Origin of the sequence: Acidovorax sp. GW101-3H11 (assembly GCF_001633105.1) — a bacterium.
Lineage (GTDB): Bacteria > Pseudomonadota > Gammaproteobacteria > Burkholderiales > Burkholderiaceae_C > Acidovorax.
Genome location: NZ_LUKZ01000019.1, coordinates 1 through 23,656, shown reverse-complemented (window position 1 = coordinate 23,656; position 23,656 = coordinate 1). Strand labels below are relative to the sequence as shown.

Genomic DNA, 23,656 nt, shown 5'->3' with positions numbered 1-23,656 from the left:
ATGAGCATTGAAATCCGTAACGTCAGCAAGCAGTTCGGCGACTTCCAGGCGCTGCGCGATGTGAGCCTGGACATCCAGTCTGGCGAACTCATTGCGCTGCTCGGCCCCTCGGGCTGCGGCAAGACCACGCTCTTGCGCATCATTGCCGGGCTGGAGACGGCCGATGTGGGCACCATCCACTTCAGCGGCGAGGACACGACCGACGTGCATGTGCGCGAGCGCAACGTGGGCTTTGTGTTCCAGCACTACGCACTGTTCCGCCACATGACGGTGTTTGAGAACGTGGCCTTCGGCCTGCGCGTGAAGCCCCGCAGCGAGCGCCCGAGCGAGGCGCAGATCAAGAAAAAGGTGATGGACCTGCTCAAGCTGGTGCAGCTCGACTGGCTGGCTGAGCGCTACCCCTCGCAGCTGTCCGGCGGCCAGCGCCAGCGCATTGCCCTGGCCCGCGCGCTGGCGGTGGAGCCCAAGGTGCTGCTGCTCGACGAGCCCTTCGGCGCGCTCGATGCCAAGGTGCGCAAGGAACTGCGCCGCTGGCTGCGCCGCCTGCATGACGAACTGCATGTGACCAGCATCTTCGTGACCCACGACCAGGAAGAAGCGCTGGAAGTGGCCGACCGCGTGGTGGTGATTAACCAGGGCCGCATTGAGCAAAGCGGCTCGCCCCAGCAGGTGTGGGACCAGCCTGCCAGCCCGTTTGTGTATGGCTTTTTGGGCGATGTGAACCTGTTCCATGGCCGCGCCCACGAGGGCTTGGTGCACCTGGAAGGCATGCAGCTCGATTCACCCGAACACCAGGCGGCGCAGAACGCCAAGGCCTTTGCCTACGTGCGTCCGCACGACCTGGACGTGGAGCGCTACTCCCCCGGCGCGGGCCTGGACGCCGAAGGGCGCCCGCGTGGCATCGTGGCCCAGCTGAGCCGCGCCATTGTGGTGGGACCGATTGCGCGGCTGGAACTTATTCCGACCGATGACCACAAACCAGCGGACAATGCGTCCCCAGAATCCCTGATCGAAGCGCAGATCCCTGCGCAGCAGTTCAAGGAAATGGGTTTCAAAGAGGGCGAAACGCTGGTGGTCACACCACGCCGCGCCCGAGTGTTCTTGGATCACGCCGCTGGTATCTGAGCTGTTTCCCCTGGGATGCCGCGCCAGGTGCCGCGCGGCCTTGAGGGATAACAAAGATGTTGTTGAACTGGATGGATCAGGCCCCGCGCCGTGTGCTGGCGCTGATCAGCGCAGCCTGTGTGGCGATGCTGGCCTTTGGCATGTACCTGCAGCATGTGGTGGGCCTGGAGCCATGCCCGATGTGCATCGTGCAGCGCTATGCTCTCATTGGCGTAGCAATCTTCACAGGCCTGGCGAGCGCAAGGGCCTCAAAAGGCTGGTGGATGGGTTGGGGTTTTCTGGCGCTGATCGCCTCTGGCTTTGGCGCCTTTGTGGCGGCCCGCCAGAGCTGGCTGCAGTGGTACCCGCCCGAAGTCGCCACCTGTGGCCGTGACTTCTACGGCATGATCGAAAACTACCCCATCAGCCGCGCCATCCCCATGATCTTTCGGGGCTCGGGCGACTGCGCTGCGATTGACTGGACCTTCCTTGGCGGATCAATTGCCAACTGGTCGTTTGTGTGTTTTGTGGGGTTTGCGGTGGTGCTGTTGGCGCTGCTGGTGCGTGGCCTCAAGGGTGGCAACAAGGGCAGCTCGGGCTACTCGATGGCTTGATCCTCTCGGTCTGGCTCAGAAAACAAAAAGCGCTCTTCGGAGCGCTTTTTCGTTGAGGGCAGGTTGTGGGCCATGGTCAGCCCGCCAAAGAGACGCCAGCCGCTTCGGGTGTTTGAGCGGGTGCAATGGGAGGCGGTCAGACAAAAATAGCGCCACCAGCGTCCAGGGAGGGTGGACGCAGAAGGTCCTCATCGATGCCCATGGTCTGGCTGGCGCGCTCCACGGCCTGCCACAGTGGCGCAGGCATTTGCAGTATTTCGTCAGGGGATGAGGAGCGGGCGATCCATGCGCTGATTTGCAGGTGCTGCTCGTGGGTGAGCAAGTCCAGGTTCAGCATCTCGTCGATGATCTTCATCTTTGGCAAATCCAGGGTTGTTTGGTGTGGCTGTGCAGGCGCAAAGCCCGGCAGGGTGTTGGATGGCGCATTGCTGAAGCAAGGCGCGCTCCAGCCACTTTAGCCGGTGTGGTGCGTGGGTTGTCTGAAGCACATGGTGCCCCGAGCCCCAATCTCAAGCAGAACCTTGGTCAGGGATTCCGTCGGTGCTCTCGACCGCGTGCGGGAACAGCACACCCTCCGTCCCATCCACCCACGCTGGCAGCTTGTGCATCACGCTGGCCAAAAGATCGCTGGCCTGCCATTGCGCCAGCCAGGCTTGCAAACGTGGCCACGGCTGCGCAGCCCACCAGTCCGCATCAATGCCCGCAAACTGCCGCACAAAAGGCGCAATTGCCATGTCGGCCAGGGCTGCGTGGGTGCCGAACAGGAAGGGCTGATCCGGGGAGAAGCGTGCCTCCAGCGCACTGAGCCAGGCCACGGCACGGGCGCGTTCAACGCTGATGTCGGCATCGGGGTAGCGGCTGGGGTACTTACACCGGTCCAAGGCTTGCTTGAACGGGCCATCGCATTCGGCAATCAGCGCCAGCATGTCCTGCAGATTGCCCTGGCTGGGGGTGAGCCAGCCCCCGGGGTCGTGCTGCGCCAGCGCCCACCGCATGATCTCCAGGCTCTGCTCCAGCACCTGGCCACTCGGCAGCACCAGCACGGGCACGGTGCCCTTGGGCGACGCCAGCAGCAACCCCTGGGGCTTGTTCTTGAGCACCACCTCGCGCAGCTCGCAGGCCTGGCCGCTCACCGCCAGGGCCAGGCGGGCGCGCATGGCGTAGGGGCAGCGGCGGAAGGAATAGAGGGTGGGCAGGGCGGTCACGTTGGGCCATCCATGCCATCGTCCGCTGCGTCCCTGGCCGCAGTGCGCGCGGGGCGGCCGGGTTGCTGTGCGCCGATGTGCTCCTGCCCGCGTTGCCGGGCCAGCTGCATCTGCCGCTCGCGCTCGGCCAGGGCACGTTCCTGCTCGGGTGTGCGGGTGCCGTGGCAATACGGGCAGCTCACGCCGGGCACGTAGTGCGACGAATGCAACTCGGCCTCGCCCAGCGGCATGCGGCAGGATCGGCACAGCTGGTAGTGGCCGGGCACCAGGCCATGGCCCACCGACACGCGTTCGTCGAACACAAAACAGTCGCCATGCCAGCGGCTGGCTTCTTCGGGCACGGTTTCGAGGTATTTGAGGATGCCGCCTTCGAGGTGGTACACCTCATCGAAACCCTGTGACTTGAGGAAGGCGGTGGATTTTTCGCAGCGGATGCCGCCGGTGCAGAACATGGCCACACGGGGTTTGCCCGCCAGCACGCCGCCGGGTTGTTCTTCACGTTCGACCCACGCGGGAAACTCCGCAAAGGTTTTTGTGTGTGGATTGACCGCACGTTCAAACGTGCCAATGCCCACCTCGTAGTCGTTGCGCGTGTCCACCACCACCACGCCCGGGTCGTCGATGAGTGCGTTCCAGTCCTCAGGCTTCACATAGGTGCCCGCGTTGCGTGCAGGGTTCAGGCCCGGCACGCCCAGGGTGACGATCTCGCGCTTGAGGCGCACGCGCATGCGGTAGAAGGGCATGCGCTCTGCCCGCGCCTCTTTGTGCTGCAGGGCGGCAAAGCGCGCATCGCTGCGCAGCCCGGCCAGCACGGCGTGCACGCCCTGTGGTTCGCCTGCGATGGTGCCGTTGATGCCCTCGGGCGCGAGCAGCAGCATGCCGCGCACGCCGTGGGTGTCGCACAGGGACTGCAGGGGCTCACGCAGGGCGGCAAAGTCCGGCAGGTCCACAAACTGGTAGAGCGCGGCGGTGAGAAAGCGGGGTGTGACCGAGTCCACGAAAAGGGCGTTTTTGGAAGAAGGGGGTGATGATAGCTGTCACCTTTCGTTACGATGCAGGGTCGCCAACGCTGTTTCCAAGGTGGTTGTATGAGCAAGGAATCCACGATCCATCTGTTCCGCCGGCTGGAGCAGCTCAACGGCATTGGTGCGGCGCTCTCGCGCGAGCGGGACATCGACCGGCTGCTGGAGAACATCCTGGAGGCGGCCAAGACCATCACCGGCGCTGACGGGGGCACGCTTTACAGCGTCACCGAAGACCAGTCCGCCCTCAAGTTCGAGATCCTGCGCACCGACTCGCTGGGCATCCGCCTGGGGGGCACCACGGGTAAACCCATCGACCTGCCGCTGCTGCCCCTGCGCACGGCCGACGGCGCACCCAACGATTCGCTGGTGGCGGCGCACTCGGCCATCCACGACCGCACGGTGAACATTGCCGACGCCTACAGCGCGGCGGGGTTTGATTTTTCGGGCACGCGGGCGTTTGACCAGCGCACGGGCTACCGGTCGCAGTCGTTCCTGACGGTGCCCATGAAGAACCACGACCGCGAGCTGATTGGCGTGCTGCAGCTCATCAATGCGCGCGACCCGGATACCGGGGATGTGATCACCTTCTCGCAGGCCGACCAGAGCCTGGCCGAGTCGCTGGCCTCACAGGCGGCGATTGCGCTCACCAACCGGTTGCTCATCACGCAGCTCGAACGCCTGTTCGAGTCGTTCGTGAACCTCATCAACCTGGCCATTGACGAAAAATCGCCCTACACCGGCGGCCACTGCCAGCGCGTGCCCGCGCTCACTATGATGCTGGCCGAGGCCGTGGATGCCACGCGCGAGGGACCGCTGGCGGGTTTCAGCATGACCGACCGCGACCGTTACGAGCTGAAGATGGCGGGCCTGCTGCACGACTGCGGCAAGATCACCACGCCCGTGCATGTGGTGGACAAGGCCACCAAGCTGCAGACCATCTACGACCGCATTGGCCTGGTGGACACGCGGTTTGAAGTGCTCAAGCGCGACGCCGAACTGGCCGCGCTGCGCCGCCAGCTGGCGCTGCGCCCCGTGGTGGATGCGCGCGCCGAGGGACAGGAGCTGCAGGCTTTGCAGCACGAGATCCACGCGCTGGAGGAAGACCGCGAGTTTCTGCGCCGCAGCAACACCGGCACCGAGGCCATGCGCCCCGAGGACCAGCAGCGTGTGCGCGACATCGCCGCCATGCGCCACTGGCGCAACCCGCAGGGGGTGCAGACCAGCTTTCTGAGCGCCGAAGAGGTGGAGAACCTCACCATTCGCGCAGGCACGCTGAACCAGTCCGAGCGCGACACCATCAACTACCACATCGTCGCCACCATCAAGATGCTGGAGACGCTGCCCTGGCCGCGCCACCTCAAGAACGTGCCCGAATACGCAGGTGGCCACCATGAACGCATGGACGGCAAGGGCTACCCGCGCGGCCTCACACGCGACCAGATGTCGCTGCAGGCCCGCATGATGGGCATTGCCGACATCTTCGAGGCGCTCACGGCGGCCGACCGGCCCTACAAGAGCGGCATGACCCTGTCGCAGGCGCTGGCCATCATGTGCAGGATGCGCGACAACGGGCACATCGACCCCGATCTGTTCGAGGTGTTTGTGCGCGAAGGGGTGTACCTGCGCTACGGGCAGGCGTTCCTGGACGCGGGGCAGGTGGATGGAGTGGACATTGGGGCGCTGGGGTTTTAGGGTGCGAGCAGGCCGTGACGAGGGTGTGAACAGGCCGTGAAGGAGGCGCGCATGGGGCTGCCACACTGGGCGTGCACCCCTGCTGGATTCCATTAACATGTTGAAACGATTGGGCTGCCGCCCCATCCGTGTCCAGACCTTTTCGAGGGGCCTCGCTTGCTGACCTCCAGGCTTCGTACTTCCGTGATCCACAGGCTGTCCCTGTCGATATGGGGCCTGTTTCTGGGTTTGGTGGTCCTGCTTTCGCTGCTGGGGTATGTGGCGCTGACTGCCGTTGCCGATCGCGTGGTGCCGCTCGTGATGCGCCAGGCGGTGGAATTGCGCGCGCAGGCCGTGGAGGGCCTTTTTATCCAGGCGGGGCAAAGCGCCCAACATCTGCAGCAGGATTTGCTCACGCGGCTGCGCGCAGCCGATACCGAGGCCGCCCTGAGCCGGTTCGATGAGTTGTTTGCACGCGGGCCGGACGGGCTGTGGCGGCTGCGGCCCGAAAAAGTGGACACGGTCAATGCGCCCACCCTGTACCTGCACCATGGCCGCGATGGCCCGGACGAATCCACCCGCGTGCGCGCGGCCGTCAGCTACGACCTGCTGCGAGAGCGCGGGCCTGCGCTGGTGCCGCCATTTTTTTCCGCATACATGGATTTTGTGGAAGACGGCCTGATGGTCTATGCGCGCGGCGTCGATTGGGCCAGCGGCGCCACCGCAGACGCCAGCAACGCCGATTACCTCACCATGCGGGGTGCCGACCCCCAGCGCAACTCCGAGCGGCGCATCTTCTGGACGCCGGTGTACCTGGACGAGCAGGCCAAGGCCTGGATGGTGTCGGTGATCCAGCCTCTGGACTGGCAGGGGCGCTGGGTGGGCACGGTGGGCCATGACCTGACGATCGAAACCCTGATCGACGCCGTGGCCGCCAGCCGTGACCAGGTCGGCGTGCAACTGATCCTGAGCGCGGAGGGGGACCTGATCTCCCACCCCGACCTGAGGGAGCGGATCGCCGCAGCGAGTGGGCAGCTTCAGATCGCCGGACTGAAGGACCCGCTGCTGGAGCAGGTGCACCACATGGTGTCGAACGCGCAAGCTGATCGTGGCGCAGGCCTTAGTGCCGACGGGACGCAATGGATCGCTTGGTCGCGCATCCGGGGGCCGAACTGGTACCAGATCTACCTCATGCCCCAGTCGCGGGTGGATGACCTGGTGATGTGGGGCATGCTGGGCCTGTGCGGCATTGGCCTGCTGGGCTTGATGCCGGTGCTGTGGTCCATGCGCCGCCGGGTGAACACGCTGGTAGTGCGCCCGCTGCAGCGCCTGACGGAAGCCGTGGACGCCCTGGGCCAGGGGCAGACGCCGACCCCGGTGGCACTGGGCACCGACGACGAACTGGGCCGCCTGGCCCGGGCCTTTGACGGCATGGTGTCCGAGCTGGCCCAGCAGCGCGCCATGGCGGTGGCGCATGCGCAGGCACTGCAGACCGAGGTGGACGAGCGGCGCCAGTACATGGTGAGCCTGGAGGAGGAGCGCGCCCGCCTGTTTGCGCTCCTGGGGGCCATGAAGCTGGGCATCCTCTTCGTCACGGCCGAGAACCAGGTGACCTACTGCAACCCCGCGTTCTTGAAGATCTGGCGGATAGAGGGCGATGAAGCATCGTTTGTGGGCCGCCCGGCCAGCGACATCTTCCAGGCGGTGGGGCATGGTCCGTCGTCCTTGGCGGCCCTGGCACGCCACGCGCAAGAGGCGCTGACGGCGCCTGGGTTGTCCAGCCGGTACGAGATGGATCTGGGCGACGGGCAGACCCTGCTGCTGACATCGCACCCTGTGCATGACAGCGACAAGCGCCTCATCGGCAGGCTCTGCATCCACGAGGATGTGACGCGCGAGCGCAAGACGGCTGCGCAGCTGATCTATCTGGCCGAGCGCGATGCCCTCACGGGCCTGTACAACCGACGCAGGTTTGAAGACGAGTTGCTGCGCTTTTTCCGGGAGTTCGACCGGCACGGCCAGCACGATCGGCGTGATCAGCATGAGCGCCAGGGCGCCTTGCTGTTCTTTGACCTGGACGAATTCAAAGCCATCAACGACACCTTTGGCCACCGCATCGGCGATTCGGTGCTGGTGCGTGTGGGCAGCGACGTGCAGGCACTGGTGCGCCAGACCGAAACCCTGTGCCGCCTGGGGGGCGACGAGTTCGCGGTGCTGATGCCCCATGCCTCGGTGGAGGACGCCCAGCGCCTGGCCGAGCGCATCGTCCGCGCCATCTCGCAGGGCCCGTTCTGCATCGAGGGGCAGAACCTGAGGCTGACCACCAGCCTGGGCATCGCCCTGGCGCCGCAGCATGCCGACAACGCGCAAGAGCTGGTGGCCCATGCCGATGCCGCGATGTACCAGGCCAAGCACCTGGGCAAGAACTGCTGGTCCCTCTACCGGCCCGACCACCACGCGTCGCAAGAGACGATCACGCGCCTGGCCTGGAACGAGCGTATTTCCAGGGCGCTCGAAAGAAACCTGCTGCGCCTGCACTACCAAGGGGTGTACGACGCCACCACCGGGGAACTGGCCCACCTGGAGGTGCTGGTGCGCATGCGGGACGAGGCCGATGCCACGCGGCTGATCGGGCCCATGCAGTTCATCGGCTATGCCGAGAAGAGCGGCAAGATCCTGGAGATCGACCGCTGGGTGGCTCGCGAAAGCATTGCCCTGCTGGGTGCGCAGCCGCAGCTGCCTGCGTTGGCGATCAATATCTCGGCGCGCTCGTTCGATGACCCCAGCCTGCCTGCCTACATCGCGGCCCAGTTGCAGGCGGCGGGCGTGGCGCCCCAGCGTTTGCTGGTGGAGCTGACGGAAACCTCGGCGGTGTCGGACCTGCGCGATGCCGAGCGGTTCATCGACACCTTGCGCCACACAGGGTGCCAGGTCTGCCTGGACGACTTCGGGACGGGTTTTGCGTCGTTTGCCTACCTCAAGCACCTCAAGGTGGATGTGCTGAAGATCGACGGACTGTTCATCCGCAACCTCACCCACGAGCACGACAACCAGGTGTTTGTCCGCGCCATCATCGACGTGGCCCGTGGGCTGGGCAGGCGCACGGTGGCAGAGTTTGTGGAGAGCCAGGAGATCCTGGACATGCTGAAAACGCTGGGCGTGGACATGGTGCAGGGCTACCACCTGGACCAGCCGCAGGCCGAACACCCTGCGCTGGCCACACCCATGGTGTAGGCACCGGTGAGGGCGCTATACCGCCTTGAATGTAATTGCTATTAATTTGATAGCTTATTGGGCAATGTGGGCGCGCGGAGAAGGCCAAATTCACTCAAATTCTTCAACGCTTGCGTGCGCCTGGGCCAGCAGCCAGTCACTGAAGGCGGCCATGGCCCCCGTGGTGGGGCGTGACTGCAGCCGCGTAAGCCAGTAGGCGCCCCGATGCAGCTCCTGCGCAAAGGGCTGCACCAGCCGGCCCTGGCGCAGTTCGCGGGTGAACATGCGCACTGGCAGCAGCGCCATGCCTGCGCCCTGGGCGGCCGCCTCGGCCAGGGTGAGGGACGAGTCGAACACCGCGCCGCGCACCACGGGGCAGGGTGCACCGGCGGCGTCGAACCAGGCCGCCCACTCATCGGTGCGGTAGCTGCGCAGCAAAGGCTGGCGTGCCAGGTCGGCCGCAGTGCGCAGGCCATGGGCCAGCGCGGGCGTGCACATCACCGACATGGGCGCGTCCATGATGCGCTCGGCATGTGTGCCGTGCCAGGCGCCGTCGCCAAAGCGGATGGCAAAGTCCAGCCCTTCGCCCGCCATGTCCACCCGGTTGTTGTGGGTGAGCAGGCGCAGGTCCACAAAGGGGCAGGCCTGCTGAAAGTCGCGCAGCCGGGGCAGCAGCCAGCCCACGGCAAAGGTGCCCACGGCGCCCACGGTCAGCACCTCGCGCGGGCGGGTGTCGCCCAGTTTTTCCAGCGCGCGCTGCAGGTTGCCGAAGGATTCCACCACCACCGGCAGCAGCGCCTGGCCCTCGTCCGTGAGCGCCAGCCCGCGCGGCAGACGGCGGAACAGCGGTTTGCCCAGGCGGTCTTCAAGCTTGCGGATGTGCTGGCTCACGGCGGTCTGGGTCACGTGCAGCTCTTCGGCCGCGCGGGTGAGGTTCTGGTGGCGCGCCGATGCCTCGAAGGCGCGCAGGGCGTTGAGCGGCAGGTGCATCTTTTTCGGAGATGGAAGTTTTTCTTGGGGTTGGCGGCAATTATTGTCGATGGTGCTGGGGGCTGAACCTCCGTATCGTTCGGGCCTTGTTCCCCATCACGCATCCATTTGATATGCAAAGAAGACAGTTTTCCTTGGGTTTGATGGCTGCCACGGCCATGCCTTTGTGGGGTTGCGCTGCTGCCAGCAACCCAGTCGGCCGCGACCAGACCGCCCGCGCTTGGAACGACGCCCTCGCCACCATCGAACGCAGCGCCCAAGGCCGCCTGGGCGTGGCCATGCTGGACACCGGATCGGGCCTGGCCCTGGGCTGGCGCCAGGACGAGCGTTTTGCCATGGCCAGCACCTTCAAGGCCGCGCTGGCGGGCTGGATGCTGGCGCTGGTGGACCAGGGACGGGAGCGGCTGGATGCGCGCGTGCACTACGCAGCGGCCGACGTCGTGGCCTATTCGCCCGTGAGCGGCCCGCGCGCAGGCAACGCGGGCGGCCTGACGGTGGGCGAGCTGTGTGCCGCCACCGTGAGCCTGAGCGACAACACCGCCGCCAATGTGCTGATGGCCCGCCACGGCGGCCCGGCGGGGTTCACGGCCTTTGTGCGGTCGCTGGGTGATCAGGTCACGCGGCTGGACCGCACCGAACCCACGCTGAACGAGGCGGCCGTGGGCGACCCGCGCGACACCACCACGCCGCTGGCCATGCTGCTGACGTTGCAAAAGCTGGTGCTGGGCGACGCGCTCAGCCCCGCATCCCGCGCCTGGCTGCAGCGCTGGCTGGTGGAGACCAGCACGGGCGACAAGCGCCTGCGCGCCGGTGTGCCGGGCTGGAAGGTGGGCGACAAGACAGGCACGTCGGGCGACAGTGGCACGGCCAACGACATCGGCGTGTTGTGGCCCCCGGGCGGTGGCGCACCCGTGCTGGTGACCTGCTACCTCACACGCTCCACGGCGCCAGCTGAGCAGCGGGATGCGGCGATTGCGCAGGTGGCGCGCGCCGTGGTGGCGGCCAGGCAGGGATAGCCGAAGTCTTTTTTTGGCAGGGCCAGGAAGTCATTGGGGCTGCAATATCCCCCGCACCGTTCGGGCTGAGCCTGTCGAAGCCTCGCGCTGCGCTGCGCTTCGACAGGCTCAGCGTGAACGGTTGTGGGGTTGCCGTGGCCCAAGGTCCCTAAGCCGAAGACTCAGAGCTTCTTGACCAGCACCTGGCTCTTGCGGTCCCAGTTGTATTTGCGCTTGCGGGCGTCGGGCAGCCAGTCCGGGTCCACCGGCTGGAAGCCGCGCTTGATGAACCAGTGCATGGTGCGCGTGGTCAGCACAAAAATGCTGTCCAGCCCCAGCAGGCGCGCGCGCTGCTCGATGCGCTTGAGCAGCTTTTCGCCATCGCCCGTGCCCTGGCTTTGTGGCGATACCGTTACGGCCGCCATCTCGGCTGTCTTGGCCTCGGGGTAGGGGTAGAGCGCCGCGCAGCCAAAGATCACGCCGTCGTGTTCGATGATGGTGTAGGTGGCGATGTCGCGCTCAATCTCGGTGCGGTCGCGCTTGACCAGGGTGCCGTCCTTCTCGAACGGTTCGATCAGCTGCAGGATGCCGCCCACATCGTCAATCGTGGCCTCGCGCAGCTCTTCGAGCTTTTCGTCGATGACCATGGTGCCGATGCCGTCGTGCACATACACCTCCAGCAGCAGCGAGCCATCCACCGCAAACGGCAGGATGTGGCTGCGCTCCACGCCTGCTTTGCAGGCCTTCACGCAGTGCTGCAGGTAAAAGCCCGTGTCGGTGGGCTGCTGGGCGGGCGGCAGCTGGGCCAGCAGGGCCTGGGCGGCGGCCAGGGGCAGCTCGGTGTCGATGGGGTTGTCGTCGCTTTCGGGCTCGGTGGGCGACATGCGGATGCCCTGCACCTCGGTCAAGAAGATGAGCTTGTCAGCCCGCAACTCGATGGCCACGCTGGTGGCGACTTCTTCCATGCTCAGGTTGAACGCCTCCCCCGTGGGCGAGAAGCCAAACGGCGACAGCAGCACCAGCGCGCCCATGTCCAGCGTCTGCCGGATGCCCGCCACGTCCACCTTGCGCACCAGGCCCGAGTGCTGAAAATCCACGCCATCCACAATGCCCACGGGCCGTGCCGTGAGGAAGTTGCCCGAGATCACGCGCACCGTGGCGCCTGCCATGGGCGTGTTGGGCAGGCCCTGGCTGAAGGCGGCCTCGATCTCATAACGCAGCTGGCCTGCGGCCTCCTGCGCGCAATCGAGCGCCACCGAGTCGGTGATGCGGATGCCGTGGGAGTATTTGGCCGCATGGCCCTTGGCTGCCAGCTGCTCGTTCACCTGCGGGCGAAAGCCGTGCACCAGCACGATCTTCACGCCCATGGCCTGGATCAAGGCCAAGTCCTGCGCAATGTTGTGTAGCTTGCCCGCCGCAATCGCCTCGCCCGTGAGCCCGATCACAAAGGTCTGGTTGCGGAACTTGTGGATGTAGGGCGCCACCGAGCGGAACCAGGGCACGAAGGTGAAGTTGAAGACGGCGGACATGGCGGTGCAAGCGGTGGGGCGGGCCTTGGAATGACGGAAAAAGCGGCAACGGCGGGCGGCCCCGTGGGGCCGCCAAACCGCGCATCATAAGCATGCTGAGCTTTGCTGCGCCACATTCGGCGCCACAGCCGGGGCAGCGGTGCCGTCTGCGTGTTGCTGAAACGCCGCCAGCCGCGCCGCAAAGGGCTCCAGCACCAGGGTTTCGTCGGGCCCCGACGCGGGCGGCACCGTGATGGCGATGCCGCTCTGGGCCATCAGCGCCTGCATCTCGGGGCGGGCGATCATGCCGTGGTCCATCAGCGCATCCACCAGCCGGTTCAGCGCGCCCTGGTGCTGGCGCAGCAGGGTGACTGCGCGCTGGTATTGGGCCTGCAGCAGCTCCTCGATGGCGGCGTTGCTGGGCGCCACATCGGTGTTGATGTGGTGGTCCATCTCCACCGTCACATCGGTGCGTGCCAGCCGGGCACCAAAGCCGTGGTGGCGGATGTAGCGCGCGGCCTCGGCCGTCACCTGCTTGTAGTCCTGCTCGGCGCCTGTGGTGCAGGCCATTTCGCCAAACACCAGCTCCTCGGCCACACGGCCTGCAAGGCCCACACACATCATGTCCAGCGCGTTCTGGCGCGTGGTCACCTTCAGGCCCGCAAAGCTGTTGTAGCCGCCTTCGAAGGATGCGATGTTGATCTTCACCTCCTGCGGGGCCTGGCCTAGCAGCAGGCCGTACACCAGCGCGTGGCCCGCCTCATGCACCGCCAGCAGTGCGCGAAAGTCGGCGTTGGCGCGTTGCTTGAGCCGGTTCAGCTCCAGCGTCACGGCAAACAGCGCCTGCTGTGCACCGGCCTGCACCACCAGGTGGCGCTTGTCTGCCGCCAGCGTGATGGGGTAGGTGGTGCCCAGCGGCAGGGCCTGCTCCAGCACCCACAGCGCGGCTTTCACGAGGTTGGCGCTCAGGATGGCGTGCACTGACGAGAACAGCGGTCGGGTGCCCTGGGCGGGGAACACGGCGTTGGCATACAGCTCGTCGTGCACATCCTGGGCAATGGCAAAGCGCACGCCGCACTGGGTGGCAATGTCGTCGCAGTAGCGTGTGCAGAGGTTGCGAATCAGCTGCTCATAGGTCGCCTTGTTGAACGACGGGTACACCACATGCTCGTTGCCCAGCCGCGCAATCTGCTCGGGCTTGAAGCGTTCGGAGAGCGCCTTTTTCACATCGATGAGCGACAGCTTGCGCGTGAGGCGGTGAAAGATGTCGGCATCGGTGTCGCAGTCTTCCACGCGCTGCGCGGTCTCGTGGTACATCTCGTCCAGGTTGCCGCACACAAACACCAGCAGCTTGCTGTAGTCGGTCTCCCACGACGACAGCGACTGCTGGAACCGCGTGAACAGCGCCTGCACCTGGGCGGGCGGCCACTGCATGATCTCGGCCAGCGGCTCCTGCAGCTTGAGCATGCGCTTGAGTTCCTGTGCGTCCCAGGCATCTAGCTGGAAGCGGTAGGGCTTTTTGCCCGCGCGATCGCCGTCGCCGTCTTCGGCGCGTTCGGCCTCGTAGTGCGCATCGGCCAGCTTGCGCTCGATGTTGGTCAGCGCACTCAGGGCCGGGGGCAGGCGCCCGTCGGAGAGCAGCGTCCACACATCCTGGTAGCGCTCCACCTTCACGTCTTCGCCCTTGCGGTCTACGGTGCGAAAACGCTGGAACTCGTCCAGCACCAGGATGCCGGGTGCGCCCTCGTGGATGCCCGAGTCGCCCAGCATGCCTGAGATGGACGAGCTGCGGTAGCTCGCGCCATGGCTGAAGCCGTCCATCTGCACTTCCACAAAGCGGTCGTAAAAGCCCAGCAGCTGCGCCAGGCGCCGCGTGAGCTGCGTCTTGCCCGTGCCCGTCAGGCCCCACAGGCAGACGATGACGGGTCGGGTGATGAGCTGCGGCAGCACGTACCAGGCACGCACCGCGTCGATCACGCGGTCGATCACGTCGTCGATGCCAAACAGCTCGGCTTTGAGCTGCTCGGCGGCGTGGCCCAGCGCCTGCTGGCGCTCGGCCAGCAGGGCCCGGTGTGCTTTGGTGGGGGGGTGCTGCCCATGCGGCAGCGTTGGGGTTTGGGTTGAAAGGTCCATATGTTCAATCGTTCTTGTCAGTCGCGCTCGGTAAAGCGAGCGTTCAGGGTCGCCTTGCGCAGGGCGACGGTGTCCGCACGGCGCTGGGCGCCACGGGCTCGGATGTGTTTGCCTGCTGCGCTGGACAGGCTGCGTTGGGCCAGTGCGGCGGCCACAGGGTTTCGGGGCGGGCCCGAAGCTTCGAGTTTCAACACCAGGGGCTGCTTCATGCGGCGCAGCTTTTTGATTTCACCCTCGGCGAAGGCCCGAGACAGTTTTTTGGCACTCATGTGTGCGTTCCACAAACAAAAAACCCCGGCAAATTAGCCAGGGCTTGTGGAGCGCTGCACTGGGGTGCAGGAGGTCGCTTGTCTGCCGTGGCTGGATGCGTGAAAACACAGTCCAGCCGGGGCGGTGGACAGTGGTCAGGCGGGAGCGAACAAGGGAACAAACATAGCGGTGACCTCCAGGGCTTTCAGGGGCTGGCCGACATGGCCGCGCAGTGCTGAAAGAAGGCGCGATTGTGGCGAGGCATGCTGCGCGTGGCAAGCGCAGGGCGCGCGGCACTGGCGGATATGTCGCACAAAACGCACAGTGCGGGCACAGCACGCGCGCAGTGCCCGCACTTGTGCACTGCTGCAGAGCGGATCAGTCGTGGCGGCGATACACCCAGCCAGCGGCGTGCATCCACTCATCCTTGTCGTGCGTGTGCACCACCAGCTCCACCAGGTCGCGGCCCGCGTTGTGGGGCACCTGCACCGCCATGCCCGCGCGGTCTGCCGACAGGGGGCGCAAAAACTGGCTGTCGTCCCAGAACAGGTAACCGGGCAGGTCTGGCAGCTCCTGCAGGGTGGCGGCCCCCACACCCATGGCCAGCGGGATGGAGTCGGGCGCCTCGTTGGCCAGCAGCCAGGTGCTGCCCAACCGCGCCGACCACTGCGGCGGCAGCGGGGCCGGGGCCCGCTGCATCTGCTGTGCCACCGGCGTGGCAACTCCGTAGTGCCCGGCCGTGGCCGTCTCGCGCGCAAGCAGGTAGCGGCGGCCTTCGGCTTGCTCCCAGCGGTACTGGGTGCGGAGCTGGGCGTCTGACCACCACCAGCCATCGCTGCACAGGCGCAACCCAGTGCACAGGGGCTCCCATCCTTTGGCCTTGGCAGACCAGATCGACAGGTCCACCTGCTGGCTGTCGGGCGAGGTGGCTTTGATGGGCCGGGCAGAGCAGCCATAGATGCCCAGCAAGGCGTCCACCGCGCTGGAGGAAATGGTGGCCTGCGCTGGTGGGGCCGCCGACACCTTGGGCGGCAAGGTGCGCAGCTGCCCCGTTTCCTGCAGCGCGCGCAGCAGGATGCCTTCGGCCACAGGCCCGGGCTTGAAGCCGGGCGCACTGCCCGTGATCAGCAGCGCCAGGCCCGCCTGCGGCAGCACATAGAAGTCGCTGGCGTAAAACATCGTGCTGCCGCTCTTTTGCCAGGCCACAAAACCTGCAGCGTCCAGCCCGGGGTGCTGGGTGCTGTCCCAGCCCAGGCCCGCGTACCAGTCGGGGCTGAGGTGGCTCAGGCGCATGCCCTGGTGCTGCGCGCTGCCCATCTCGGCCACGGCGGTTTTCGAGACGATGCGCTGGCCGTCCAGCTCACCGCCCCGCATCAGCAGGGCGGCCAGCTTCATCATGTCGCCCGGGGTGGTGCACAGCCCGCCGGTGGCGTAGCCCATCACAAACTCCTGGCCCTGGCGCACATCGCCGATGTAGCCGTGGGCAAAGCTGCCTGCGGGCAGGGGCTGCAGCGTGTAGCCCGACCGCGCCATGCCCAACGGGTTGAGGATGGCCGACTGCACAAACGCCGGATAGGTCTGCCCGGTGACCGCGAGCACGATGCGCTCGACCAGGGTGAAACCGTCGTTGCAGTACACCGCCATGGCGCCGGGCGCATGCTTCAGGTGCACGTCGGCCAATGCAGCTTCTAGTTCGGCCGCATAGCCCGGTTGCGGGGCAAAGGCAAACAGGTTGTGGGTGTGGGTGCCTGGCAACCCCGACGCATGGTTCAGCAAGTGCCGCACCGTGATGTCGCGGTAGCCCGGCGACAGCATGGCGAACTGCGGCAGGTAGCGCAGCACGGGGGCGTCCAGCGCCACCAGCTGGCGGTCCACCAGGATCATCACGGCCAGCGCGGCCAGCACCTTGCTCACAGATCCCACGTTGAAGCGCGTGTCCGGGGTGGCAGGCGCGCGGGAGCTGTCGTCCAGCACGCCAAACGCCTCCTGCCAGACCAGGCGCTCGCCCTGCAGCAGCGCAATCGATGCGGCCCGCGCCCGGCTGGCCTGCATGGCCTGCCGTATCTCCTGGCGGCCCCAGGCCATGGTGGCTGGCAGCTGGGGCCCGGGGTTGTTGCTGCCGCCGCAGCCTGGCAGCCAAGGTGCCACGGCGGTGGTGCCTGCCCATGCCAGCCAGTCGCGGCGGGACGGGGGGCGGGGTAGGGCGTGGCCGTCGGCAGCGGGCGGGTGGGCAGATGTCTGCAAGGGCATGCGGTCGTTCCAGGGGGGCACCGGCCACGGAGACATCGCCGCGCGGTGGAGAAGGTGTGCGCATTACATACCGAAAACCCCGGCTCTCGGATAATGCGTGCCTTCATGACCGAATCCGCGCCTCTCTCCCCCACGCCTCCCGCCCCCCGCGCTGCGCCTGCCGCCCCTGCCACCACACCGCTGCGCATCACTTTTCCTGATTCCCTGCCCGTCTCGGGCAAGCGCGAAGAGATCATGGCGGCCATCACCAAGCACCAGGTCATCATCGTGTGTGGCGAGACGGGCTCGGGCAAGACCACGCAGCTGCCCAAGATTGCGCTGGCGCTGGGCCGGGGCAAGTGCAATGCCAAGCCGGGGCAGAAAGGCCAGCTCATCGGCCACACCCAGCCGCGCCGCATTGCCGCCAGCAGCGTGGCAAAGCGCATTGCCGAAGAGCTGAACACGCCGCTGGGTGACGTGGTGGGCTTCAAGGTGCGCTTCCAGGACCGCTTGAGCCGCGATGCGTCCGTCAAGCTGATGACCGACGGCATCTTGCTGGCCGAGACGCAGACCGACCCGCTGCTCAAGGCCTACGACACCATCATCATCGACGAGGCGCACGAACGCAGCCTCAACATCGACTTCCTGCTGGGCTACATCCGCCAGATCCTGCCGCGCAGGCCGGACCTCAAGGTCATCGTCACATCCGCCACGATCGACGCCGACCGGTTTGCCAAGCATTTCGAGAGTGCCAAGGGCCCGGCCCCGGTCATCATGGTCTCTGGGCGCACCTTCCCGGTGGAGCAGCGCTGGCGGCCGTTTGAAGAAACGCGCGACCACGGCCTGAACGAAGCCATTGCCGATGGCGTGGATGAACTCTGGGCAGGCAACGCGGCGGGCGACATCCTGATCTTCCTGCCCGGCGAGCGCGAAATCCGCGAGGCGGCCGACCACCTGCGCAAGCACCTGTCGCACCAGCCCGTGATGCGCAACGCAGAGGTGCTGCCACTGTTCGCCCGCCTGTCGCAGGCCGAGCAGGACCGCATCTTCGACGGCCACACCGGCCGGCGCATCGTGCTGGCCACCAACGTGGCCGAGACTTCGCTCACCGTGCCCGGCGTGCGGTACGTCATTGACGCAGGAACAGCGCGCGTGAAGCGCTATTCTTTCCGTAGCAAGGTGGAGCAGCTGCTGGTCGAGCCCGTCAGCCAGGCCGCCGCCAACCAGCGCGCAGGCCGCTGCGGCCGCGTGGCCAACGGCATCTGCATCCGCTTGTACGACGAGGCGGACTTCAACAGCCGCCCGCGCTTTACCGACCCCGAAATCCTGCGCAGCTCGCTCGCTGGCGTCATCCTGCGCATGAAGTCGCTGCACCTGGGCGACGTGGGGCAGTTTCCGTTCATCGAGGCGCCCTCGGGCCGTGCGATTGCCGACGGCTACCAGCTGCTGTCCGAGCTGGGCGCCGTGGACGACGCCAACGAACTCACGCCCATGGGCGTGGAGCTGTCGAAGCTGCCGCTGGACCCGCGCGTGGGCCGCATGATCCTGGAGGCGCGCGAGCGCCGCGCGCTCGACGAGGTGCTGGTCATCGCCAGCGCGCTCAGCGTGCAGGACGTGCGCGACCGCCCGCTCGAAGCGCAGCAGCAGGCCGACCAGGCACACGCCAAGTTCGACGACGAAAAAAGCGAGTTCAGCGGCTACCTCAAGCTCTGGAAATGGATCAACGAAGCGCGCGGCGGGGCGCCCAGCCTGCCGTCGGCGCGTGCACAAAAGGCCATGGCGCAGCAGAAAGCGCCATCGCAGGCGCATTTGCCTGTGGCACAGCGCTCGGCGGCGGCCGCGCCTGTGCCCGCCGTGGCCAGCGTGGCGGCGCCTGCGCCTACCCACAAGCTCAGCAACCGCCAGTACGAGCAGCTGCTGCGCCAGAACTTCATCAGCATCCGCCGCCTGCGCGAGTGGCGCGACATCCACACCCAGCTGCTCACCGTGGTGACCGAGCACAAGTGGCAGATCAACACCCAGCCCGCCAGCTACGAGCAGATCCACCTGTCCATGCTCTCGGGCCTGCTGGGCAACATCGGCGTGAAGAGCGACGAGGAGGACTGGTACCTGGGCGCGCGTGGCATCAAGTTCTACAAGCACCCGGGCGCCCACTTGAGCAAGAAGCCAGGCCGCTGGATCGTGGCTGCCGAGCTGGTCGAGACCACGCGCCTCTTCGGCCGGGGCATTGCCGCCATCGAACCCCAGTGGCTGGAGCAGGTGGGCGGCCACCTGCTCAAAAAGCAGATGCTGGACCCGCACTGGGAGAAGAAAGCCGCGCAGGTCACGGCGCTGGAGCGCGCCACGCTCTACGGCATCGTGGTCTACAACAACCGGCGCGTGGACTTTGGCAAGGTAGACCCGCAGGGCGCCCGCGAAGTCTTCCTGCGCGAAGCGCTGGTGGGCGGCGAGTGGGAGACGCGCCTGCCGTTCCTGGCCGCCAACCAGAAGCTCATCGCCAAGGTCGAAGAGCTGGAGCACAAGTCGCGCCGCCAGGACGTGCTGGTGGACGACGAGCTCATCTACGCCTTCTACGACCAGCAGGTGCCGCAGGACGTGTGCAGCGGCACCACGTTTGAGCGCTGGTACAAGGACGCAAGCCGTGCCAACCCCGAGCTGCTCAAGCTCACGCGCGACGAACTCATGCGCCACGAGGCGGCGGGCATCACCACCAGCGCCTTCCCCAAGACCGTGCGCCTGGGCGGCGTGGACTGCACCGCCACCTACCTGCACGAGCCCGGCGACGCGCGCGACGGCATCACCGTGACCATTCCGCTGTTTGTGCTCAACCAGGTGAGCGACGAGCGCTGCGAATGGCTGGTGCCCGGCATGCTCAAGGACAAGATCCAGGCGCTGCTCAAAAGCCTGCACCAGCGCCCACGCAGCCGCTTTGTGCCGCTGCCCGAATCGGCCGCGCGGCTGGCCGAGCTGTTCAACGCGCCCGAGCGTTTTGGCACCGGCAGCCTGACAGACGCGCTGCTCAAGCAGGTGCGCGACGAGACCTCGCTGGACGTGAAGCGCGCCGACTTCAAGCTCGACATGCTCAGCCCCCACCTGTTCATGAACTTTCGCGTGGTGGACGAGCACGGCCGCCAGCTCGGCCATGGCCGCAACCTGGGCGCCCTCAAGGCCGAGTGGGGCGCCAAGGCGCGCGGTGCCTTCCAGGCGCTGGCGGGGCTCAAGCTGGGTGGAGCAGCGGCAGAGGAACAAAAATCTGAGTCAAAAATGCCCTCTGCGCGCGATGGTAAAGCGCAAGCAGCTATTAAATCAGGAGCAAATTCGCCCGCGCAGCCCGCCCAGCCCAGCCCCGCAGCGCAGGCCACACCATCGGCCCCCGCAGGCCAGCGCTTTACCAGCTGGACGTTTGGCGAGCTGCCCGAACTCATGGAGATCAAGAAGGCCGGTCAGACGCTGATCGGCTTCCCCGCGCTCATTGACGGCGGCGATGCGGTGAGCATTGAAGTGTTTGACGAGCCCGAGGTGGCCGCCGCCAAGCACCGTGCGGGGCTGCGCCGCCTGTTCGCGCTGCAGATCAAAGACGCGCTCAAGTACCTCGAAAAGAACATCCCCGACCTGCAGAAAATGGCCGTGGCCTACATGCCCTTGGGCACGCAGGAAGAGCTGCGCACCCAGATCATCGACGTGGCGCTGGACCGGGCCTTTTTGCTTGACCCGCTGCCCACCGACGAATACGCCTTCAAGCGCCGCGTGGAAGAGGGCAGGGGCCGCCTCACGCTGATCGCCAACGAGGTCGCCCGCCTGGCGGGCACCATCCTCATCGAATACGCGGCGGCCGCCCGCAAGATCAAGGACACGAAGAACGCCCCCGATGCGACAGCCGACGCACTGCAGCAGCTGCAGCGCCTGGTGCCCAAGCAGTTCATCGCCCAGGCGCCCTGGGGCCAGCTGGCCCACTTCCCGCGCTACCTCAAGGCCATCACCCTGCGCCTGGACAAGGTCCGCGCCGACCCCGCCCGCGACGCGGCCAAGCTGGCCGAGCTGCGCCCGCAAGAGCAACGCTACTGGCGCCTGGTGGCCGAGCGCAAGGGGGCGGTCGATGCACGCATGCAGGAGCTGCGCTGGCTGCTGGAGGAACTGCGCGTGAGCTTCTTCGCGCAGGAACTGCGCACACCGCAGCCGGTGAGTGTGAAGCGGCTGGACAAGCTGTGGGCGCAGGTGAATAGCTGATGTGATGGGACGGGAGGGGGCCGGGTTAGGGGCATCTTAGGCGGCTTTGCAGCGTCTGCAGTCGGTGGTTGACGCGCTTAAAACGCACGTTCTGTCTCTTGAAGCTGTCATGCAATGCTTTGCGATCTGAAAGCTACCGCGATTTGATGTGGAAAAAATGCACTGCTAGTAGTTCGACAGTGCAAACAGAGCCGTTCGAAAACGTTCCGCAAGTGTGGAGACCGAGCCATCTTCGATGGCCAATGAAGGCACGGATTACCAGGCTTTATCGGCAAAGCCGGACCACAGCTCGTCCAGGTCAGGAAATCGCCACTTCTCGGGGTCTTCGCGTGCCACGATCTTCTCGTTGCAGTCCGGGGCGGCCAGGTTCACCACCTCGGGCGGAATGCGCAGGTCGGACTTGGTCGAGAAGAACACCTTGACCATAGGGGTGGTCTGCGCGGTGGGGGACTGCTCGGTCACCACCCCGATGCGGCCCGAGGTCAGCCGCACCAGCGAGCCCACGGGGTAGATGCCGATGCTTTTGACAAACGCCTGGAAGATGCGCGCGTCGAAGTGGTCCTTGGTCCACTCAGCCATGCGGCGCAGCGACTCGGCCGGGTTCCAGCCGCGCTTGTAGGGGCGGTCAGAGGTGATGGCGTCGTACACGTCGCAGATGGCCGTCATGCGGGCAATCACGCTGATGCCTTCACCCGCCAGCTTGTCGGGGTAGCCAGAGCCGTCCACCTTCTCGTGGTGGTGCAGGCAGGCGTCCAGCACTACATCGGGCACGTTGCCCCCCTCCTTGAGCATGTGGTAGCCCTCCACCGGGTGGCTGCGCACCACGGTGAACTCCTGGTCGGTAAGCTTGCCGGGCTTGTTGAGCACGGCCAGTGGAATGGCCGCCTTGCCCAGGTCGTGCAGCAGGCCCGCCATGCCGGCCAGCCGCTGCTGATCATCCTTGAGACCAAGCTGCTTGGACAGCGCCACCATGAGCGCACACACGGCCACCGAGTGCATGTAGGTGTAGTCGTCGGCCGTCTTGAATCGCCCCGGCTTTCGTGGAGGCCAGTTGGTTTAAGTCAGGCCACCATCATGGCAGTCTGACTGGCGAGTTGCCGGTAGTAGTTTGCCTCAGCTTCTACGGGCGGGATGTACCCGATGGGTTCGAGCAGCCTGTGATGGTTGAACCNTGAATCGCCCCGGCTTTCGTGGAGGCCAGTTGGTTTAAGTCAGGCCACCATCATGGCAGTCTGACTGGCGAGTTGCCGGTAGTAGTTTGCCTCAGCTTCTACGGGCGGGATGTACCCGATGGGTTCGAGCAGCCTGTGATGGTTGAACCAGGCCACCCATTCCAGCGTGGCCAACTCCACGGCCTCCTTGGTCTTCCAGGGGGCGCGGCGATGAATCAGCTCGGCCTTGTACAGACCGTTGATCGTCTCGGCCAGCGCGTTGTCATAGCTGTCTCCCTTGCTGCCCACCGAGGGCTCTATGCCAGCCTCGGCCAAGCGTTCGCTGTACCGGATGGACACGTATTGCGACCCCCTGTCGCTGTGATGGACCAGGCTGCTGCCCTGCTCGGGTTTGCGGGCATACAGCGCCTGCTCCAGTGCATCGAGCACGAAGTCCGTTCGCATCGAACTGCTCACCCGCCAGCCCACGATGCGCCTGGCAAATACGTCGATGACGAAGGCCACGTAGAGCCAGCCCTGCCAGGTCGAGACATAGGTGAAGTCCGACACCCAAAGCTGATTGGGCCGATCCGCCTTGAACTGCCGGTTGACCCTGTCCAGCGGGCAAGGGGCCTTGGCATCGCCGATGGTGGTGCGTACGACCTTGCCACGCATCACGCCGCGCAGCCCCATGCTGCGCATCAGCCGCTCGACCGTGCAGCGGGCCACAGTCACACCCTCGCGGGCTAACTGGCGCCAGATCTTGTCGGCGCCGTAGACCTGCATGTTGGCCTGCCAGACGCGTTGTATCTGCGGTGCAAGGACCTCGTCACGACAAGCTCGGGCGCAGCGTTTGTGCGGATCATGCACAAGCGCTGCATGTCTTCGATATGCCGACGGGGCGACCTGCAGCACTTTGCAGACCGGCTCGACCCCGAAGGTATCGCGATGCTTGTCAATGAAGTCATTCAGGACTTGAGTCGGCGGTCGAGCTCCGCCTGGGCGAAAAACGCGCTGGCCAGCTTCAGGATCTCGTTGGCCCGGCGCAACTCCTTGACTTCGCGCTCCAGATCCTTGACACGTTGCGCCTCGCTAGTGGTGACGCCTTCGCGCTTACCTGCGTCAACTTCGGCGCGCTTGATCCATTCATGCAGCGTCTGCGGCACGCAGCCGATCTTGGGCGCAATGGATTCGATGGCTGCCCAAAGGGATGGGTACTCCCCCCGGTGCTCCTGCACCAATCTCACCGCACGCTCACGCACCTCAGGCGAGAACTTGTTTGACTTCTTCATGGCTCAATCCTCTCAGAGAAAAGAGCCTCCTCAAAACCCGGGGCGATTCA

At 65.9% G+C, this 23,656-nt stretch carries 15 protein-coding genes, 1 pseudogene and 1 other annotated feature; of the genes and pseudogenes, 6 read left to right on the top strand and 10 right to left on the bottom strand.

Annotation, left to right across the window (positions count from 1 at the left end; all coding sequences use genetic code 11):
• Together A1D30_RS16245 and A1D30_RS16240 are read left to right on the top strand one after the other, a co-directional pair.
• Positions 1-1,125, top strand: coding sequence for a sulfate ABC transporter ATP-binding protein (locus tag A1D30_RS16245; RefSeq protein ID WP_063461771.1), 1,125 nt, complete (start codon positions 1-3; stop codon positions 1,123-1,125).
• Positions 1,126-1,181: 56 nt separating this feature from the next.
• Complete coding sequence (locus A1D30_RS16240; RefSeq protein ID WP_199866001.1) at positions 1,182-1,718, top strand: disulfide bond formation protein B; 537 nt, start codon at positions 1,182-1,184, stop codon at positions 1,716-1,718.
• Between the two features lie 136 nt (positions 1,719-1,854).
• Here the strand turns inward: A1D30_RS16240 and A1D30_RS16235 are convergent, their stop codons facing one another.
• From A1D30_RS16235 to A1D30_RS16225, 3 genes are all read right to left on the bottom strand, one after another.
• Positions 1,855-2,073: a hypothetical protein gene (locus A1D30_RS16235; protein WP_063461770.1), complete on the bottom strand. Its 219-nt coding sequence runs from the start codon at positions 2,071-2,073 to the stop codon at positions 1,855-1,857.
• Positions 2,074-2,227: 154 nt separating this feature from the next.
• Complete coding sequence (locus A1D30_RS16230) at positions 2,228-2,923, bottom strand: glutathione S-transferase (protein ID WP_082836490.1); 696 nt, start codon at positions 2,921-2,923, stop codon at positions 2,228-2,230.
• Positions 2,920-3,921, bottom strand: a complete 1,002-nt coding sequence (locus A1D30_RS16225; RefSeq protein WP_063461769.1) for a rhodanese-related sulfurtransferase — start codon at positions 3,919-3,921, stop codon at positions 2,920-2,922. The genes A1D30_RS16230 and A1D30_RS16225 overlap by 4 nt, the downstream gene beginning before the upstream one ends.
• A gap of 90 nt (positions 3,922-4,011) precedes the next feature.
• Between A1D30_RS16225 and A1D30_RS16220 the strand changes: the two genes are divergently transcribed.
• Entirely contained in the window at positions 4,012-5,640 is a 1,629-nt protein-coding gene (locus tag A1D30_RS16220; RefSeq protein ID WP_063461768.1) for an HD family phosphohydrolase, read from the top strand.
• Between the two features lie 156 nt (positions 5,641-5,796).
• Positions 5,797-8,853 carry an EAL domain-containing protein gene (locus tag A1D30_RS16215; RefSeq protein ID WP_131798472.1) on the top strand — a complete coding sequence of 1,019 codons (3,057 nt, stop codon included), beginning with the start codon at positions 5,797-5,799 and terminating at the stop codon, positions 8,851-8,853.
• 90 nt (positions 8,854-8,943) lie between these two features.
• Here the strand turns inward: A1D30_RS16215 and A1D30_RS16210 are convergent, their stop codons facing one another.
• Entirely contained in the window at positions 8,944-9,822 is an 879-nt protein-coding gene (locus tag A1D30_RS16210) for a LysR family transcriptional regulator (protein ID WP_063461766.1), read from the bottom strand.
• A gap of 113 nt (positions 9,823-9,935) precedes the next feature.
• Here A1D30_RS16210 and bla point away from each other — a divergent pair, with 113 nt between their 5' ends.
• Positions 9,936-10,838 carry a class A beta-lactamase gene (bla, locus tag A1D30_RS16205; RefSeq protein WP_063461765.1) on the top strand — a complete coding sequence of 301 codons (903 nt, stop codon included), beginning with the start codon at positions 9,936-9,938 and terminating at the stop codon, positions 10,836-10,838.
• 161 nt (positions 10,839-10,999) lie between these two features.
• On the opposite strand, the gene argA is transcribed toward bla, so the two are convergent.
• The 4 genes from argA to A1D30_RS16185 form a co-directional block, all read right to left on the bottom strand.
• Entirely contained in the window at positions 11,000-12,346 is a 1,347-nt protein-coding gene (argA, locus tag A1D30_RS16200) for an amino-acid N-acetyltransferase (protein ID WP_063461764.1), read from the bottom strand.
• An 84-nt stretch (positions 12,347-12,430) separates the two neighbouring features.
• A complete protein-coding gene (locus tag A1D30_RS16195) occupies positions 12,431-14,458 on the bottom strand; it encodes an AAA family ATPase (protein ID WP_082836489.1) in 2,028 nt (675 codons plus the stop codon).
• Between the two features lie 17 nt (positions 14,459-14,475).
• Positions 14,476-14,727, bottom strand: coding sequence for a hypothetical protein (locus A1D30_RS16190; RefSeq protein ID WP_063461763.1), 252 nt, complete (start codon positions 14,725-14,727; stop codon positions 14,476-14,478).
• Between the two features lie 358 nt (positions 14,728-15,085).
• On the bottom strand, positions 15,086-16,957 hold the full coding sequence (locus tag A1D30_RS16185; RefSeq protein WP_063461890.1) for a serine hydrolase domain-containing protein: 1,872 nt from the start codon (positions 16,955-16,957) through the stop codon (positions 15,086-15,088).
• Positions 16,958-17,062: 105 nt separating this feature from the next.
• Between A1D30_RS16185 and hrpA the strand changes: the two genes are divergently transcribed.
• Positions 17,063-21,163, top strand: coding sequence for an ATP-dependent RNA helicase HrpA (gene hrpA, locus A1D30_RS16180; protein ID WP_063461889.1), 4,101 nt, complete (start codon positions 17,063-17,065; stop codon positions 21,161-21,163).
• A 255-nt stretch (positions 21,164-21,418) separates the two neighbouring features.
• Here hrpA and A1D30_RS16175 read toward each other — a convergent pair.
• Both A1D30_RS16175 and A1D30_RS16170 read right to left on the bottom strand, forming a co-directional pair.
• Positions 21,419-22,186 (bottom strand): annotated as a pseudogene (locus A1D30_RS16175) (HD-GYP domain-containing protein); the annotation flags it as partial.
• Positions 22,187-22,374: 188 nt separating this feature from the next.
• A protein-coding gene (locus A1D30_RS16170; RefSeq protein ID WP_109790971.1) for an IS3 family transposase occupies positions 22,375-23,606 on the bottom strand; the annotation gives its coding sequence in 2 pieces (ribosomal slippage) (positions 22,375-23,315 and positions 23,315-23,606; 1,233 coding nt in all).
• Positions 23,212-23,328: a sequence feature (AL1L pseudoknot), on the bottom strand. It overlaps the preceding gene by 117 nt.
• Positions 23,607-23,656: the final 50 nt, after the last annotated feature.